The sequence below is a fragment of the Streptomyces eurythermus genome (genome assembly GCF_014649115.1).
GTDB lineage: Bacteria > Actinomycetota > Actinomycetes > Streptomycetales > Streptomycetaceae > Streptomyces > Streptomyces eurythermus.
Map to the genome: position 1 here is coordinate 227,132 of NZ_BMSK01000006.1, position 15,370 is coordinate 242,501.

The following is a 15,370-nucleotide window of genomic DNA, read 5'->3' on the forward strand; positions in this document are numbered from 1 at the left end:
GGAGGGTCAGCCCTCGTCGCGTACGGCGGCCAGGCCGTTGAACACCCCGATGTAGGCGGTGCCGTCCGGACCCACGGTGATCGGCGCCCAGTTGTTGTCGTATCCGACGCCGGTGCCCACGAGCTGCTTCCAACGGGTCCGACCGGTGCGGAAGTCGACGGCGGTCAGGTACCAGGCGTCCACGCCCAGGCTGTTGGGATCCTTGGTGTAGAGGTAGATCAGCCCGTTGCCGGTGGACAGTTTGGGCACGACGGACGGCGACCGCTCGTCGCTCTCCCACACGGTCTCGCAACCGCTGCCGTCCGGGCGGACGTCGATCCGGGTGACCCCGCCGACGACGCTCCGCCCGAAGGTGAGGGACGAGACGTTCTCGTAACCGTAGTTGTTCTCGACCACCAGGCTGTCGCCCCAGCTGATCAGGGAGTTGTCGGTCGTGGACGCACCGGGGGCGAAGACCGGGACCTCGCACACCAGTCGCCGGCCGGCGGGCACGTCCGCGTCGCGCCGGTAGACCAGGACGTGCATCCGGTCGTCGGCGTTGTCGGTGATCGCCACGTACCGGCCGCCATCGCCGAAGATGTCCGGCGTGGTGCCCGAACCCTGGTTCACCGAGCCGGGCTTGGTGCCGGTGCCCCGGTCGTAGGTCTGCCGCCACACCACGGCGGGGGTGCCGTCCGCCGCCGCGGTGAACTCGTACAGCGCGTGGTCGGAGACGATGGACACGCCGTCGGCGGCGACGGAGAAGGAGTTCTGGATCTCCTCACCGTCCAGCCGGACGGAACGGATGGTCCCGGTGGCGGGGTCGACGGTGCCGACCCGGCCCTGCCGGGTGACCCACCAGATCCGGCCCTGCCAGTCCGGCATGATGGAGGTGACCGGGTCACAGCTTCCGTCGGGGTACGGGTCGGCCCAGGTGGCGCAGTCGTGGGGCACCTGATCACCCAGGTCCCAGTCGTCGGTGACGGTGAACTCCCAGCCGCCGTCCGCCCGTTGCCGGTGGGCGAGGCGGACGATGTGCTGCCGGGAGTCCGCGAGCACCAGCCGGTCCTCGTCGTCCAGGTACGAATAGGCCCCGCCCGAGGTGTCCTTGAAGATCCGGGAGAAGTCGAGCCGGGTGATCGCCTCCACGGTGGACGGGCGTTGGGGCAGCTCGTACTCGGCCAGCGTGGCCAGGGAGCGCGGGTCGAGCAGCTTGACCAGGAACCCGGTGAACGTTCCGCACACGGTGACGATCCGCCCCGCCCGGTCGAAGGTGACGGTGGCGCACTCCCCGCCCAGCACCGCCATCCGCTCGCTGTCGGCCCGCGGGTTTGCGCCGAGCGGACCGGACCACGGGGAGGTCGCGCTGCCCCAGCCGTCCGCGTGCATACCGGACCGGCCGTTCGGCGCGAGGTAGGGGTGCTGGGGCGGCTGGGTGCCGGGCAGTGGCCGCGCCGCCGCCGGGGCGCCGGTGTAGGCGTCGGCCAGGCGGTGCCCGGGCGCCCTGGGGATCGGGTCGGCCGACGCGGGGGAAGGCGCGGCGAGGGCGATGCCTGCGGCCAGGGCCAGGGCGAAGGCCAGGGCCCGGCCGGGCGTCCTGCGGGACATGGGGCTCCTCGGGGTGTGTGCGTCGGGTGGTCGCGCCGCCGCGACCTTAGGAGCGGGCCGTCGAGGAGTCCAGGGAAAGATGAGGGTTGTTCATGACCTCGCAACACGGGTACCGGCAGCGGTGGGCAACCCTCCATCGGACCCATGGGTCTCACTCCGTAATGGCGTGACATTCGATCAAGGGGGCAACATCATGCGACGAACAGCGGCGGCGGCAGCGGCGCTCGTTCTGGCGGGAACCGGGCTGGGGATGGTGACGGCCGCGGCGGGCACCGCGACGGCGGCCACCACCGGCGCCACGGCCTGTCCGACCGGCTGGGGCAGCGGCGACAAGGGTGGTGCCGCGGCGGGCGCCGTGCCGCTGAAGACCGTCAGGGCCGGCCGGCACGACTGCTTCGACCGCCTGGTCTTCGATGTGCCCGGCGGCGGCACCCTCGGCTACTCGGTGCGTTACGTCGACCGGCTCTACCAGCTGGCCAGCGGGGACTACATCCCGGTCGGCGGCGGCGCCGTGCTCGACGTCCGGGTGGGCGCGCCCGCCTACGACCCGGCGAGCGGCACACCCGCGTACCCCGGGCGGGCCGGCCAGCCCCTTCCGGGCGTGGACGTCAGCGGGTACAGCACCTTCAGGGACACCCGGTTCTCCGCCAGTTTCGAGGGGGAGACGCAGATCGGTCTCGGCGTCCGCGCCCGCCTGCCGTTCCGGGTGATCCAGCTGCCCGACCAGCTCGTGGTGGACGTGGCGCACACCTGGTGACGGGCGCGTTTCCCGTGACGTGCTGCGCTCCTGTCGGCGTGGCGCGCTCGTGGTGGACGTGACGCGCCCGTGGTGACGTGGCGCACTCCGGGTGAGGCGGCGGACGAGAGCGGACGGACGACTGGCCCCCGCGCGGCCCGCCGCCCGGGACGGGCGGGCCGAGCGCCTCGCGGCGCCGGCGCGGGGTAGCCGGAACCTACCCTTCCGGCGGTCGGAAGGGAAGCCCCCGTGACAGTCCTTCGACGGTCTTTCGACAGTCCTACGGGGAGTGCCCCGGCAGCCCTGGCGGACAGTGCCCCGGCAGCCCTCCGGCGACCCTCGGCCGTGTGACGGCGTGTTCCGGACGGCGGGCGGGGAACGGCCGTTGCCGTGGCGCTCATATCGGGTATGTCTCCCTGGTGCCGACAAAGCGGCATGTGCGGTCGACCTCGGCCCGGGAGGCACGATGAGTCAGCAGCCTGTCCTTCTTCCCTACTCCGACCCGGCCTTCCTGGCGGACCCCTTCCCGCTCTACCGGCGGCTGCGCGAGGAGGGCCCGGTCCGGCGCGCGATGATCGCCGGCGGTCTGGAGGCCTGGCTGATCACCCGCTACGAGGACGGACTCGCCGCTCTCTCCGACCCCGGGCTGAGCAGCGATGTCCGCGACGCCTCGGACCCTCGCCTCATCGCGCAACTGCCCGAGTTCGAGCGCGAGTCGATGATGAGCACCATGCTGCGCTCCGACCCGCCGGACCACACCCGGCTGCGCCGCCTGGTCTCGAAGGCGTTCACCGCACGCCGGGTCGCCGGGCTGCGCCCCCGTGTCCAGGAGATCACCGACCGGCTGCTCGACGCGGTGGCACCGGCCGGCCGGGCCGACCTCGTGGCGGAGTTCGCGCTGCCGCTGCCGGTCACCGTCATCGGCGAACTGCTCGGCGTGCCCGGCGACGACCGGCAGGACTTCCAGCGGTGGACCGACGCCATGCTCGTACGCGACGAGACCATGCCCGACCCGGCCGTCGTCGGCGAGGCGTGGCAACGGATGCACGCCTATGTGACCAAGCACCTGGAGACCAAGCGCGCCCGGCCCGGCGACGACCTCCTCAGCGCGCTGATCAGCGCCCACGACGAGGAACAGCGGCTCAGCCAGGACGAGCTGATCGCCATGACCTTCCTGCTGCTGGTGGCCGGGTACGTCACGACGGTCAACCTGATCAGCGGGGGCATCGCCGCGCTGCTCGCCCACCCCGGGCAGCTGTCGCTGCTGCGGGAGCGCCCGGAGCTGCTGCCCGACGCCGTCGAGGAGTTCCTCCGCTACGACGGACCGGTCAACCCGGGGATCGTCCGGTTCGCCCGTGAGAACGTCGAGATCGCGGGCGTGACCCTTCCCCGTGGGGCCACCGTGGTGATCGCGTCGGCGATCGCCGACCGCGACCCGGCCCGGTTCACCGACCCCGACAGGCTGGACATCACCCGCGGTGACAGCGGCCACCTGGCCTTCGGGCACGGCATCCACTACTGCCTGGGGGCGCCGCTCGCCCGGCTGGAGGGCCAGATCGCCATCGGCGCGGTGCTGCGCCGGCTTCCGGACCTGGCGCTGGCGGTGCCGCCGGCCGAACTGACCTGGCGGCCCGGCGGCCTGCGCGGCTTGGCACGGCTTCCGGTCACGTTCACGCCCGGCGGGCGGCGGTCCGGGGAGAGCTGACCCGCCGTACGCCTCCCAGGCGACTCCGGTGTGCGGGACGCCGGTGGCTCCGGTGGCCGGAGTCACGGCCGTCGCCACCGCTCTCACCCCGAGCCGGGACGCGCCTCCAGCGGCGGATCCCCGCACAAGACCGGTGACATTGCCGGTCCGGTCGTGCCGCGCGACGCCGACAGTGGCACTGCTCACCCCACTGGCGGAGCCCGTCGGCCGGCGCGCTCACGCGTGCCATCCGGGCCGGACGGGCGGCTCGCCACGACAGAGAGGACGACTCGTCGTGCAGCACCCGCGCACCAGCACCACGGCACCGGCCCCCCGCCCCCGCCCCACCCGTCGTGCCGGACGGCTCGCGACCCTCGCCGCGGCGGTCACCGCCGTCGTCGGCCTGACCACGCTCGGCGGACCGGCGGCCCACGGTGCCGACAACCCCTACGAGCGCGGTCCGGCGCCCACCGAATCCAGCATCGAGGCGCCCCGCGGCCCGTACGCCGTCGCGGAGACCAGCGTCTCCCGGCTCGCCGTCTCCGGCTTCGGCGGGGGCACCATCTACTACCCGACCAGCACCACCGACGGCACCTTCGGCGCGGTGGCCGTCTCACCCGGCTACACCGGCACCCAGTCCTCCATCGCCTGGCTCGGCCCCCGGCTGGCCTCCCAGGGGTTCGTGGTCTTCACCATCGACACCCTGACGACGCTGGACCAGCCCGACTCCCGGGGCAACCAGCTGCTCGCGGCGCTCGACTACCTCACCGGCAGCAGCTCCGTACGGAACCGCATCGACTCCAGCCGTCTCGGCGTCATGGGCCACTCGATGGGCGGCGGCGGCAGCCTGGAGGCGGCCAAGACGCGCCCCTCGCTCCAGGCGGCGATCCCGCTGACCCCGTGGAACCTCGACAAGACCTGGCCCGAGATCAAGACCCCCACCCTGATCTTCGGCGCCGACGGTGACACGATCGCCCCCGTCGCCACCCACGCCGAGCCCTTCTACACCACCCTCCCCAGCTCCCTCGACCGGGCGTACCTGGAGCTGAACGCCGCGACCCACTTCACGCCCAACACCTCGAACACGACGATCGCGAAGTACAGCATCTCGTGGCTGAAGCGGTTCATCGACAACGACACCCGCTACGAGCAGTTCCTCTGCCCGCTGCCACGGCCGAGCCTGACCATCGAGGAGTACCGGGGCAACTGCCCGCACACCTCCTGACCGACCCGCCGGGCCCCGGCGGCGACCGTTGCTCGTGGCGGTCGCCGCCCGGCGTCGTGCCGTCCCGCCTCCGGCTTCCAGTAGCCCCGGCACGGCGCCGCCGCGACGGAGCGGAGGGGCCCGGACGTATGCCTTCCGCGCGTCCTTACGCGTCAGTAAGGTTTCGGGAATGAGCGGACAGACGACTCTGGGACCCGGTGCGGCGCGGCACCGGCCGGATCCGGTCGCGACGCTGGGGGAGCGGCTGCGCGAGGGCGGCGCGTACGTCCTGACCGGTGAGCCCGGCAGCGGTCGCTCGACCGTCCTCGCCCGGGCCGCCCGCGCGTTCGACGCCGGGCCCGCCGTGGTCGTACCCGCCCGCCCCGAGCCGTTCCGGCAGCCGCTGGACGGACTGCGGGCGCTGTGCCGGGCCGCCGGGGTGCCCGAGGCCGATGCCGCGGGACCGGTGCGCGACCTGGCCGGCGCGCTGCGGGCGACCGCGGCGTCCGGGACGGTCCTGCTCTGTGTCGACGACGCCGACCGGTGGGACACCGCCTCCCGGGCCGCCCTCGGCCGGCTGGCCGCCCGGCTCCGCCCCGGCGGTGGGCTCGCCCTGGTGCTCACCGTGGCCGGCTTCCGGCCCGTGGACCCGGAGTTCGCCGGCCTGCCGCTGCTCCGCCTCGCGCCGCTGTCCGCGCCGGACGCCGCCGCCCTGCTGGACGAGGCCGCGCCGGGCGCGCTCGACCCCCGGGTACGCGAGGAGATCACCGCCGCCGCCGAAGGCAACCCCGCCCTGCTGCTCGGCGTGCTGCACCGCCTGACTCCGGCCCAGCTCGGCGGCATCGCTCCGCTGCCGTGCCCCCTTGTCGCGGCCGAGACCCTCGCCGCGTCGGCGGACCGCCACCTCACCGGACTGCCGCCGGCCCAGCGGGACCTGCTGCTCGTGACCGCGGCGGCCGTGCAAATCTCGGGGGAGCCGACCGCCGGGACCGACGTCGTACGACGCGCGGCGGCCCGGCTCGCCGCCGATCCCCTCGCGCCTCCACGCGCGCACGCACCCGTGCGTCCAGGCATCGAGAGCGGCTCCTGGCCGGGCCGTGGTCTCCCGCTTCAGCTGGGGCCGCGCCCTGACGGTGGGACGCTACCGAGCCGGGATCCCGGTTTTTTGTCGGAGTCGGATGCCGGGGGTGGGGCCGTGCCGGGTCACGGTCTCGATGCCCTGCCGGAGGCGCGCGCCCATGGTGGTCGCGTGCCCGGTCATGGCCCCGTTCCGCTTCCCGCCGCACACCCCGGCGGGGACCTCGTTCCCGACGGCATCGGCGACGACCGGTTCCCGCCGGGCGACATCGCGCCGCCAGAGGCGCTGTTCGCCGCCGAGGGGCGGCTGGGCTTCCGCAGTACGGTGCTGTGCCGGGCGGTGTACGCCGGCGCGTCGGCCGAGCGGCGCCGTGCGGCCCACGAGGCGCTGGCCGGCGCGCTGCCCGACGCACGCGGCCTCCCGGCGCTGCTGCACCGCTCCTGGGCCGTCACGGCTCCCGCCCCGGCGCTCGCGGCCGCCCTCGCGTCCGTCGCGGCGGACCCGGCGTCGGCGGCCACGCCCGCGCAGCGCTGTACTGCGTACACCCGCGCCGCCGAACTCGCCCCGGACGGCGTCGAGCACGTCCCGTGGTACACGGCCGCCGCCGAACAGGCCCTGCTCGCCGGTCGGTCGGCCCGGGCGCTGCGACTGCTCGACACGGCCCGCTGCCGACCGGCGCCCGCACCGGTACGCGCGCGTGCCGAACTGCTGCGCGGCACCGCGCTGCGCTGGGACGGCCCGGTCGACGACGCCCGCGAGACCCTGCTGCTCGCCGCGGCCCTGTCCGCTCCGCACGACCCCGAACGGTCCGCCGAAGCCGCCCTGGCCGCCGCGGACGCCGCCTGGTCGGCGGGAGACGTCGCCGCCTGCCTGCGCGCCCTGACACAGGGCCGCTGGTGGACCGGGGTCCACCGCGCGGGGAAGGCCCCCGGCCCCGCTCTCACGGGCCGGTCACTGCCCGGGGCCACGCCCCCGTCCCCCGACCGGGCCGTGACCGAGCGGGTGCCAGGCGCGGGGGAGGCGCTTGGCACCGGTCGCGCGGGCCAGGTTCCGCCCGTGTCCGCCGGCTCACCCGGGGATGGGCGGGGCCGTGGCGCGGTGGAGGCTCCCGGTTCTGTGAGCGAGGTTCGGCCCGTGTCCGCTGGTCCGGCCGGGGATGGGCGGGGCCGTGGCATTCCGGAGGCCGTCGGTTCCGTGGGCGAGGTTCCTCCCGTGTCCGCCGGTCCACCCGAGGACGAGCGAGGCCCCGGTATGGCGGAGACCCCCGGCCCTCCGGAACAGGTATCGCCCATGCCCGCCGGTCCATCCCGGGACGAGCGGGGCCGCGGCATGGCAGAGGCCCCCGGTCCCCTGGACCAAGTACCGTCCTTGCCCGTCGGCCCACCCGGGCATGAGCAGGGCCCCGGCATGCCGGAGGCCCCCGGTCCCGGTCTCGTGGGTCAGGTGGTACCCGGGAGTATGCCCCTGGCCGCCGGTGCGCTCGCGGGCGGGCGGGGGCCCGGCGCCGTGGCGGTCCTGCGGGACCACCGTGCGGGCATGCGCGCGGTCCTGCAAGGGCGGTTCGACCTGGCCGCGGCCCCCCTGCGGCGGGTCGTGGACCGCGCGTGGACGGCGGACGACCCGGAGGAACTGCTGCGGGCGGCCTCGGCGGCCCTGCTGCTCGGCGACACCGCCGCCGCCCGCCGGTCCGGTGCCCGGGCACTCGCGGTGGCCCGTACCCACGGGTCCGCCCTGCACGAGACACGCGCCCTGGAGTACCTCGCCTACGGCGAACTCCGCGCCGGACGGCACGCGCTGGCCCGGGCACACGCCGAGGAGGGGCTGCGCAGCGCCTACCGCGCCGGGCTGCGCAACACGGCCGCCCACCACCACGCCGTACTCGCTCTGGCCGCCTCCATCGCCGGTGAGGGACACACCGTCGCCGAGCACGCGACCGCGGCCATGAGCACCGCCCGCCGGCACGGGCTGGCCCAGGCCGCCGCACTGGCCCAGTGGGCGCTGGCCCGCGCCGACCTGGGGCACGGCCGGCCCCGCGAGGCCGCCGAACGGCTCGCGCCCCTGGTGCGGCCCGGCTCGGGGCGCGGCCACTTCGCCGTCTGGATGCTCGCCGTACCGTGCTACGTGGAGGCATGCGCGCTCGCCCGGCAGCCGGAGGGCGCCGGGGACGCGGTCGAGGACTTCGCGCTCTGGGCGGCGTGCGACGCCGACCCGCAGGCCCCCGCCCAGCTCCTGCGCTGCCGCGCCCTGCTGGCACCGCCCGAGGCCGCCGACGCGCTGTACCGGCAGGCGCTGCGGCGGCACGCGGAGGGCGCCGGGGACTTCGAACGCGCCCGCACCGAACTGCTCTATGGCAAGTGGCTGCGCCGACGCCGCCGGCTGAGCGAGGCACGTACCCATCTGCGGTCCGCGCTGCTCGGCTTCGAGCGCTGCGGCGCCGGCCCGTGGGCCCAGCAGGCGGCGGCGGAACTCCGGGCGAACGGGGTGGCAGGGGTGGCCGGGGTGACGGGGTCCGCCGGTGTGCTCGGCGCGGACGGACCGGCCGCGGGCGCGCCCGGGGACGTGGTCCGGCCGGACGGACTGGCGCGGCTGACCCCGCAGCAGCTGCGCATCGCCCGGGGCGTCGCAATGGGACTCACCAACCGGGAGGTGGCCCTCAGCCTGTCGGTCAGCACCCGCACCGTCGACTACCACCTGCGCAACGTCTTCGCCGCCCTCGGCGTCCGCTCCCGGATGGAGCTGGCCCGTCTGGTGGAGCAGGCCGGGCAGACCGTGGCACAGTCCTGAACCCGAGCGCGCCGTGCGTCAGGTGTCCAGGCGCCGCCTCAGCACCGCAAGCCCCACCGCGTACGGCAACAGCACCGCGGTGAGCGGGAGGTAGTAGACGGGTGGCAGGGCGGTCAGGCCGAGCACCGGGCCGACGGGCGAGGGCGGCACGGCCAGCCCGATGACGGCCAGGGCGAGCGCCGCCCAGGACACCGGCCCGGGACGACGGCCCCGGCCGCCGCCCCGGTCACCCCGGAGCAGGAACATGACCAGCGCCTGGGTGAGCAGGTTCTCGGTGAACCAGCCGGAGTGGAAGAGCGTCTCGTCGTCCCCGCTCCCCGCGTCCGGGACGAGCGCGAGCACGCCGAAGGTGGCCAGGTCGGCGATGGCGTTGAGCAGCCCGAAGCCGGTGAGGAAGCGCAGCAGGGCCCCAGGGCGCAGCACGGCGGGCCGGCGCAGTACCGACGGATGCGGCCGGTCGTGGGCGAAGGCGAGCTGGGCCGCGTCGAAGCACAGGTTCTGGGCCAGCACCTGCGCGGGGAGCATGGGCAGGAACGGCAGCAGCAGGCCGGCGGAGAGCATCGCCACCACGTTGCCGAGGTTGGAGGACAGCGTGACGCGCAGATACGTGGCGATGTTGCCGCCCGCGTGCCGGCCGGCGGCGATGGCGTGGGCGATCGCGGTGAGGTCCTTCCCGGCGAGCACCACGTCGGCACCCTCCCGGGCCACGTCGGCGGCCTCGCGCGGGGCGAGGCCGACATCGGCGGTGCGCAGGGCGGGCAGGTCGTTGACGCCGTCCCCGAGAAAGCCGACCGTGTGTCCGCCCGCGCGCAGCGCCTGGGTGATCCGGGCCTTGTGTTCCGGCGTGCAGCGGGCGAAGACGGTCGTACGGCGGACCAGGTCGGACAGTTCGGCGTCGGTGAGGGTGTCGACGCGGCCGGCGGTGAGCACACCGTCCGCCGGGACGGGGACACCGAGGTCGCGGCAGGCGCGCAGGGCGGTGCCCGGGTGGTCGCCGGTGAGCACCTTGACGGTCACGCCGCCGTCCATCAGGTCCCGCAGCGCGTCGGCGGCGGTGGGCGCGAGGGCGTCCCGCAGGGTGACCAGGCCGCGGAAGGCGAGGCCGCGTTCGTCGGCCGGGGTGTAGTCACGGGCGCGGGCCGGGCGCTCGGCGGTGGCGACGGCCAGGACCCGCAGACCCTCGTCGGCCGCGCGGGCGGCGAGGGCCCGGTACCGCTCGCGCTGCGCCTCGTCCAGGGCGCAGCGCTCCAGGACGGAGTGGACATCCCCCTTGACGACGAGCGTGTGCGTGCCGAGCCGGCCCGGGGTGCGGATCACGGCGGTGGCGAGCCGGCGGACCGGGTCGAAGGGAACGGCGGCCACTCCGTCGTAGGCCATCGGCGCGTCCGTATCCGCTTCCAGGAGCGCCTCGTCCAGAGCGTCGGGCCGGGGCAGGTCGGCGAGCTGGAGCGTCCACCACGCGTTGGCGGCGGCCCAGCGCAGCACGTCGGGATCGTCCCGGCCGTCCGCGCCGAACGACCGGTCGACGACCGGCCGGTCCTGGGTGAGGGTGCCGGTCTTGTCCAGGCACAGCACATCCATCGCACCGATGTCGTGCAGGGCGGGCAGCCGCTTGACGATCACGCCCCGGGTGCGGGCCAGCCGCGACGCCCCGCGGGCCAGACAGACGGTGACCAGGACCGGCAGCATCTCGGGCGTCAGCCCCACCGCCACCGCGACGGCGAACGGCAGCGTCTCCAGGCCCCGTCCGCGCAGCGCCGCGTTGGCCATGAGCACGAGCGGCGGGGTGAGCAGCATGAACCGGATCAGGATCCACGAGATGCCGTGCACGGACCGGTCGAAGGCACCGGCCCCCCGCCGGCCGGCCGGGCCGTCCTGGGCGGCGGCGAACCGGGTGCGCGCCCCGGTCGCGGTGACGACCGCGGTGGCGCTGCCGGTGGCGACACTGCTGCCCAGGAAGCAGTACGGGGACCGCTCGAACACCCCGCTCCCCGTCCCGCCCGGAAGATCGTCCGCGTGCTTGGCGACGGCCGCCGACTCGCCCGTCAGCGCCGACTCGTGCACCGTCAGCCCACTGGCCCGCAGCAGGCGTACGTCCGCCGGCACCAGGTCGCCCGGGCCCAGGCGGACGACATCCCCCGGGACCAGCTCGTCCACCGGAACCTCCCGGCTCACCGGCGCCGCGTCCTCCCGCGGGCGGCGCGACACGGTGGCGGTAGTGGCGACCAGCTCACGCAGCCGGGCCGTGGACCGGTCCGCCCGGTGCTCCCCGGTCGCCCGCAGGACACAGCTCACCGCGACCAGGAGGAGGATCACCGAGGCCGTGCCCCAGGCGAGAACGGCCGCCGACACCAGCCCCAGGCACGCCAGCACCGCGGTGAACGGATCCCGCAGGCTGCGCACGCACAACCGCGCCCAGGAAACCTCCCGCCGGGCCGGGAGCACGTTGTCGCCGAACCGGGCCAGCCGCCGCCCGGCCTCCGCCTCCGTCAGGCCGCGCGGACCGGTCTCCAGCGCGCGCAGCACCTCCAGCACGCCGGGCCCCGGACGCTCCTCGGCACGGGCTCCGTCGACTTGTCGGTTCCGGCCCGCCCGCGCGGTGGCGCCGGGAGCCGGGCCCGCAGCGTCCCGACCGGAGGCCGCGGTGGCCTCACGCACCGGTTCCGCGTAGCCCGCGCGCCCGGCCGGAGCCGTACCGGGAAGGCCCGGTCAGATGCGTGACCATCACCCGTACGAGTGTGACCACGTCGGGGTCGTCGATGTAGTAGACCTGCCGCCGGCCCTCCCGGCGGGAGCCGACGAGTCCGGCCAGCTTCAGCTTGGTCAGGTGCTGGCTGACGGCGGGCAGCGCGCCGCCCACCCGGTCGGCGAGGCCGGTCACATCGCTCTCGCCCTGGGACAGGGCCCACATCAGGTGCAGTCGGGCGGTCGAGGCGAGCAGCCCGAACGCGGCGGCCGCGGCCGCCAGCACCTCGGCGGGCGGGTCCTCCAGGCCACCGGCGCGGTCCGTCACAGTTCCCCTGTCCTCTCCTGATCCTCTCCGATTCCGGCCCGTGGGCGACCGGCGCCCACGGGCCCGCCCATCGTAAGGGCCGGGTCACCGGCCATCACGCGCCGCGGGGTCACCGGTCATCGCGCACCGCCAGGTCACCGGTCATCGTGTGCTGCCGGGCTCCGGTCGTCGTGTGCTGTCAGGGTCTCCCGGGCCCGGCCCGTCAGCGTCCCGCGCGATCCCGGCGCTGTCCCAGGCGTGCCTCTTCGAGGCGGCCGAGGAGGAAGGGCACCACCCCCCGCTCCAGCAGGGCCAGTTCCCAGGCCTGCCGGGCCCGGGCCACGGTGTCCGAGGGGACCGCCGCCGCGCCGGAGCCGACAGGGCGGTCGCCTGCCGCCGGCCGGGACCGCCGGACCAGGTGACCGATCGCCACCCCGACGGCCGGCACGCCCAGCAGCAGGCAGACCGTGAGCACGCTCTCGCCGGCGCGGGGCAGAGCACCGGAGGACCACATGCCGTACCCGGAGAGCAGCAGCACCAGTCCCAGCGAGGCCAGGACGAGCCTCGCGGACGTCGAGGACGTCGAGGACGGCGGCCCGGCGGAACGGGTCCGCAGCCGGGGCTCGCGGGACAACGGCAGGGCGCCATACGGTGGCACGCCTGGATCGCAGGACGGCGGTGCGGGGTCATGGAAGGCCCGTCGGCCCCTCCTCCGGCCCGAACTCGCGGTCACGGCCGCCAGATACTCGCGGTACTCGATGTCGGCGAACGCGGCGATCGCGTTTATCGCCCCGAGCGCCCTCGTACGCAGCTCCGCGCGGTCGACGAGGCTCCCGCACCGCTCCATCGCCTCCACGACCTGCCCGAGGCTTATGGCCTGGTCGAGTACGCGCTCGAACACACCGCCGAGTTCAAGCCCGAGCGGGGCACTGTCCGTCATCCATCCCCCAGGTCCGGAAGGCTCGCCGACAGTAGGTCCGCCACCCGTCGCGGCGCGGCGCGGCGAGGGGCGGCGCGTCTCATAGTCGCAAACTTGCGCAACCAACAGAACGGGTCACGCGGCCGGTCGAGGGGGCGTGAAGAAGGGAAAACGTGAACAAGGGAAAAGGGAAGGGGAGACCGGTGGCTCGGTCTCCCCTTCCCCTATTCCCTTTCAGGGCACTCGGTTTCCCGTCAGGGCACTCAGCTCAGGCGCAGGGCCTCGCGGAGGGTGGTGAACAGGTCGGTCTGGTTGGTGACGCCGAGCACCCGGTAGGCCAGCGGGCCCTGTGCGGCGATGCGCACCTCGGTGCCGGTGTGCTCCTGGGACTGGCCCGGGGTGTTGGTCGAGTAGTTGACCTTCAGCTGCTGGCCCTCGTTGGTCACCAGGGTGGCGGACAGGCCGGGCGGGGTGGCCTCCAGCGGGACGATCTGGCTGGTGTGGCCGTGGTCGGCGGTGGTGACGACGAGAGTGTCCGGGTGCTGGGCCGCGTAGGCGCGGGCGACCTTCACCGCGCGGTCGAAGGCGGCCGTCTCACCGATCTGGCCGCAGGGGTCGGCGGCGTGGTCCTGCTTGTCGATGGAGGCGCCCTCGATCTGCAGGAAGAAGCCCTTATTGGAGTGCTTCTGGCGCTGCTTGGCCTCCAGCAACTGGATCGCCTTGGTGGCGGAGTCCGCCAGGCTCGGCGTGGTGGACGGCCGGTTCGGGTTGGAGGTGACGCAGCGCTGCGGGTCGGTGCCGCCGACGGCGGCCGGCCTGCCGGTCCACTCGACCGGCACGTTCCCGGAGGCGAACAGGCCGAGGACGGGCTTGCCCGGCTTCGCGGACTTCATCGAGGCGTCGTCGGTGACGACCTGATAGCCGAGCTTCTTCGCCTGCTCGGTGACGGTCAGACCCTTGTACCTGCCGTCGGTGACCTTCTGGTCGAAGCGCTGCTTGCCGCCGCCGAAGAGGACGTCCACCTTGTGGTTGACGGACTGCTCGGCGATCGAGCCCGGGCCGCCCGCAGCGATCGTGTCGACGGGGCACTTGGCCATGTCGGCCGGGCCCTGGCAGGAGCGGTCGGTGACGTGGGAGGCGAGCACGGCCGGGGTGGCGTCGGTCAGCTCGGCCGTGGTGACGCTTCCGGTGGCGTAACCATTCTTCTGAGCCAGTTCCAGGATCGTGCGGACGGCCTTGTCGGAGCCCGGTGTCTTGGAGATGCGGCCGTTGACCGTCTTCACACCGGTGGCCCAGCCGCTGCCGCTCGCGGCGGAGTCGGTGACGTAGTCAGGGGTGCCGTCCTTGTGCACGGCGTACGTGGTGTACTCGCCGGTCAGCGGGAACTTGTCCATGTTCAGGCGGCCGTTGGCACCGACGGTGTAGTCACGGGCGAGCGTGATCTCCGAGTCCCCCATGCCGTCACCGATCAGCAGGATGACGTTCTTCGCCTTGCCGCCCTTGATGGCGTCCTCGGCCTGCTGCTTGGTGTCGGTCGCGCCGGCGCCGGTGGTGAAGGCGACGGCTGCGGCGGTGGTGGACGCCAGCAGCGCGGTGGCGAGGGTGAGGTGACGGCGGGACGGTCTGTGCATGAAAGCGACTCCTTGGGGCATCCCGTCCGGGACGGACGGGCGTCAACGGGCGTCAGCCCATCACCCGTTGTTGAATCGCGTGGAAACCCCTGGTGGGGCGTTGGTTTCGGATGCGTGTCCTCCGGACGGCCGTCGGTGCGCAGCCTCCGTAGGGTCATCCGCTAGGACCGGGTGATGGCTTGCTCCAGCAGGCCCTGAAGGGTGCTTTGCTGCTGTGGGCTGAGACCGGCCAGCGGTGAGTCCTGGGCGAGGAGCCCGAGGAGCCGGTCGCGCAACGCCGCGCCCTCGGCGGTGAGCAGGAGCTGCTTGGCGCGGCGGTCGGTCGGGTGCGGGCACCGCTCGACCAGGCCCTGCTTCTCCAGCTTGTCGACGACGAAGGTGGCGTTGGAGGGCTCGCAACTCATGCGCTCGGCGAGCTCGCGCATGGTCATCGGGCCGGTCATCTCGCGCAGCGCGGTCGCCTGGGCGGCGGTGAGGCCCAGGGCGGCGGCCCTCTCCCGTACGTGCTCGGCGATCTGCTGCGCCAGTCCGTTCACCAGACCGCACAGCTGACGTTCGGCGCTGGTCTGCGGTTCCGGGGGCGTCGTCATGGGTCCCATCCTAGCAAGTCCATCAAGCTCGGATATTTAGAGCTTGAATGTTTCTAGCTTGATGCTTATCGTGGTGTTGTGCCCACCGGGAGACATGACGGTGACCGGCATCGAGGTCCTGCGCCCACGGCCGAGGCCGGGGAACGAAGAAGAGGGAGACGAAGC

At 74.3% G+C, this 15,370-nt stretch carries 10 protein-coding genes; 4 read left to right on the forward strand and 6 right to left on the reverse strand.

Annotation, left to right across the window (positions count from 1 at the left end; translation table 11 throughout):
- Positions 1 to 6: 6 nt before the first annotated feature.
- Positions 7 to 1,587 carry a hypothetical protein gene (locus IE251_RS13685; protein WP_189753177.1) on the reverse strand — a complete coding sequence of 527 codons (1,581 nt, stop codon included), beginning with the start codon at positions 1,585 to 1,587 and terminating at the stop codon, positions 7 to 9.
- A gap of 193 nt (positions 1,588 to 1,780) precedes the next feature.
- Here IE251_RS13685 and IE251_RS13690 point away from each other — a divergent pair, with 193 nt between their 5' ends.
- The 4 genes from IE251_RS13690 to IE251_RS13705 all read left to right on the forward strand — a co-directional run bounded on the left by IE251_RS13690 (position 1,781) and on the right by IE251_RS13705 (position 9,073).
- Positions 1,781 to 2,344 (forward strand): AMIN-like domain-containing (lipo)protein, encoded by a 564-nt coding sequence (locus IE251_RS13690; RefSeq protein WP_189753178.1) that lies wholly within the window; start codon positions 1,781 to 1,783, stop codon positions 2,342 to 2,344.
- 445 nt (positions 2,345 to 2,789) lie between these two features.
- On the forward strand, positions 2,790 to 4,028 hold the full coding sequence (locus IE251_RS13695) for a cytochrome P450 family protein (RefSeq protein ID WP_189753179.1): 1,239 nt from the start codon (positions 2,790 to 2,792) through the stop codon (positions 4,026 to 4,028).
- 274 nt (positions 4,029 to 4,302) lie between these two features.
- On the forward strand, positions 4,303 to 5,232 hold the full coding sequence (bdeA, locus tag IE251_RS13700; RefSeq protein WP_189753180.1) for a bis(hydroxyethyl) terephthalate hydrolase: 930 nt from the start codon (positions 4,303 to 4,305) through the stop codon (positions 5,230 to 5,232).
- A gap of 169 nt (positions 5,233 to 5,401) precedes the next feature.
- Positions 5,402 to 9,073 (forward strand): LuxR C-terminal-related transcriptional regulator, encoded by a 3,672-nt coding sequence (locus IE251_RS13705; RefSeq protein ID WP_189753181.1) that lies wholly within the window; start codon positions 5,402 to 5,404, stop codon positions 9,071 to 9,073.
- Positions 9,074 to 9,091: 18 nt separating this feature from the next.
- Here IE251_RS13705 and mgtA read toward each other — a convergent pair whose 3' ends face one another.
- The 5 genes from mgtA to IE251_RS13730 form a co-directional block, all read right to left on the reverse strand.
- Complete coding sequence (mgtA, locus tag IE251_RS13710; RefSeq protein WP_189753182.1) at positions 9,092 to 11,731, reverse strand: magnesium-translocating P-type ATPase; 2,640 nt, start codon at positions 11,729 to 11,731, stop codon at positions 9,092 to 9,094.
- Entirely contained in the window at positions 11,724 to 12,086 is a 363-nt protein-coding gene (locus IE251_RS13715) for an ArsR/SmtB family transcription factor (RefSeq protein WP_189753183.1), read from the reverse strand. Before IE251_RS13715 ends, mgtA begins: the two co-directional genes overlap by 8 nt.
- Positions 12,087 to 12,288: 202 nt before the next feature.
- Complete coding sequence (locus IE251_RS13720; protein WP_189753184.1) at positions 12,289 to 13,005, reverse strand: hypothetical protein; 717 nt, start codon at positions 13,003 to 13,005, stop codon at positions 12,289 to 12,291.
- Positions 13,006 to 13,247: 242 nt separating this feature from the next.
- Positions 13,248 to 14,615 (reverse strand): alkaline phosphatase, encoded by a 1,368-nt coding sequence (locus IE251_RS13725; protein ID WP_189753185.1) that lies wholly within the window; start codon positions 14,613 to 14,615, stop codon positions 13,248 to 13,250.
- A 161-nt stretch (positions 14,616 to 14,776) separates the two neighbouring features.
- Complete coding sequence (locus IE251_RS13730) at positions 14,777 to 15,205, reverse strand: MarR family winged helix-turn-helix transcriptional regulator (RefSeq protein WP_189753186.1); 429 nt, start codon at positions 15,203 to 15,205, stop codon at positions 14,777 to 14,779.
- Positions 15,206 to 15,370 lie beyond the last annotated feature (165 nt).